Consider the following 2,093-nt stretch of genomic DNA (forward strand, 5'->3'; position numbering starts at 1 on the left):
CGCGAGATGACGGGGAGGGGGAGGTTTCGGGCGTGGGGCGTAGTATAATGGTGGCGCCAACGTCCGTCGCTGGCTTCCGGCGACGTGTGAACCCGGTCGTTCACGCTCGCCCTCGCTTTGATGACCACTGTGATCTTCTTCGCACGCGCTTACTCTTGTTCTCCCTCGCCTAGGTGTCCTGATTGGGGTGTGCTCTTTCCCGACCGATTTTCAACGATAGGTCTCGGCATATTTCAGGAACTCGGCATGAGGCTGTCGGGCACTACCCCAGAGACGGTGGGACGGCCATCCTTCGGGCCGCTCGCGATGGGCCACCACCGAGAGGATGAGACGCTCCTTCGCCCGAGATATCGCAACGAAATAGGCGGATCGCTCATCCACAGGGTTCGACCAGAAGGTTTGTGCCTCGACACCCATTACGATGACCGTGTCGAATTCCAGTCCCTTGCTTTTGTGGATCGACATGACGCGGACCGCCCGGTCCGCTGAAAAGGCCGAGAGCGCAAGCCCGATGTCCGGCTCGTTTGAAAGAACAACATGCAGGCGGTCAATTGCTGACTGAACCAGTTCGTCCAAACGGTTGGCCTGCCCGTAATCCGACGACATTGCGACCACAGCGTCCCGGCCGACCAGTGCAAAGAGCTTATCGACGATCGTTTGAAGTCCTGCGCGGTCGCCCTTGGCGATCGTGCCGGCGGCAATCGCAGACCGGATCTCTTCGACAAACCGCGCCCATCGATGCCTAGCGCGATATTCCTGCTCCTCGTCCATGCTTTGGGTATAGATGATCGCGCTCAGAAGTCTGCGATGTGCGTCGGCATTCGCAACGGTCCCCGCCACCAGAAGCAGATCGGTGATGAGTTTGACGACAGGTTCGGAGGCAAAATCTTGCGTACCGTCTTCCTCCCGGAACGGGATCCCGTGCGCCTGAAATGCTTCACGCAGCCGCTGGCAGACGAACTGCTGGTCGCGGCTGACGAGAACCGCGATTTGCGACGGCGCTACCCCATCATTGTCGATCCTGTCCCTGATCGCGACGGCCAGCCGTTCCGCCTCGTCGACCGCATCTGTCGCTTCAAGGATCTCGATCACGCCCTCGTCGCCCGCAAGCTCGGCATCATCGACCGCGCCCGCCGGGTCCATGGTGCGGACCATTGCATTCTGCATCCTGCGCAACCGCGGTTTGGCTCGAAAGTTCTGATAGAGACTGAGGGGCACGGCGGCGAAATCCGTCGCAAAAACCTTGAAAATGCCCTCCAGGGCTCCTGCCCATCCCATGATCCTCTGGCGGGTGTCGCCAACGGCGGTCAGTCTTGCCGGTGAGGCCAGAAAGCAGTCGGATATCAGCTGGTACTGCTCGCTCGTGCAATCTTGAAACTCATCGAGGAAGACGTCGCTATAGGTGTAGCGTATGGCATTGCGAGCGATCGCGTTGGTCTGAACGATGGTAGTGGCAAGCGGTACCATGTCCTTGAATGTAATCGACTGCCGTTCGACGCGGCGCGGGCCGACACTATAGTCGTCGTCGAGCTGATCAGCGCCGGTCAAAGCCGTCCGGAAACGGTCGATAATTCGCTTTGCAAAGGCATGAAACGTGTAGCTGTCAAACCGGCTTGCCAGATCGTTTCCGCATCGCAGACGAACCCGATCCTTCAGGTTCTGGCTGGCGTCGACCTTGAACGAGATTGCAAGGATCCGGCTTGGATAGTGGCAGGTCGCGGTGCGAAGCAGGAAGTCGGCGCGTTGCGCCAGAACCTCGGTCTTGCCCGCACCCGGCCCCGCAGTGATTGCCAGATGCCCGGCGGTGGTTCGGGCCGCCAGAAGGGCGTTCGGTTCGAGGATGAGGCCGTCTGCCGGCTTCCACCGTTCGACGGGAATCATTCCGGTATCGCTTTCAAAGCGGCCAACGCATATTCCGTCAATCGTTTCAGCGACCCGGGGAGCGACGCAACAAGCGCTGCGTCATCAAGTTCGGCCATTGCGCGGATATGCCAGACCGGCTTGCTGCCCACCTTGAAGCGCTTGTGGTAAGGACCGAAATAGGTCTGTTGCGCCGCCTCATACTGATCGACCGCGCCATGAGACTCACCGAG

The 2,093-nt window shown here is 60.0% G+C and carries 3 protein-coding genes; 1 reads left to right on the plus strand and 2 read right to left on the minus strand.

Annotated elements, in window-relative coordinates:
- A partial coding sequence (locus tag V8U06_RS29050; RefSeq protein WP_427143629.1) for a helix-turn-helix domain-containing protein occupies positions 1 to 48 on the plus strand: 48 nt, incomplete at its 5' end.
- 162 nt (positions 49 to 210) lie between these two features.
- Here V8U06_RS29050 and V8U06_RS29055 read toward each other — a convergent pair.
- Entirely contained in the window at positions 211 to 1,881 is a 1,671-nt protein-coding gene (locus V8U06_RS29055) for a UvrD-helicase domain-containing protein (protein ID WP_427143627.1), read from the minus strand.
- A partial coding sequence (locus tag V8U06_RS29060; RefSeq protein WP_427143628.1) for a hypothetical protein occupies positions 1,878 to 2,093 on the minus strand: 216 nt, incomplete at its 5' end. The genes V8U06_RS29060 and V8U06_RS29055, both read right to left, overlap by 4 nt.

The organism is Shinella sp. G-2 (assembly GCF_050172695.1).
In the GTDB taxonomy this organism is placed as follows: domain Bacteria; phylum Pseudomonadota; class Alphaproteobacteria; order Rhizobiales; family Rhizobiaceae; genus Shinella.

Excerpts from the sequence above, each read along its gene's own strand:
- V8U06_RS29055 (WP_427143627.1), bottom strand. The coding sequence starts at position 1,881 with ATGATTCCCGTCGAACGGTGGAAGCCGGCAGACGGCCTCATCCTCGAA.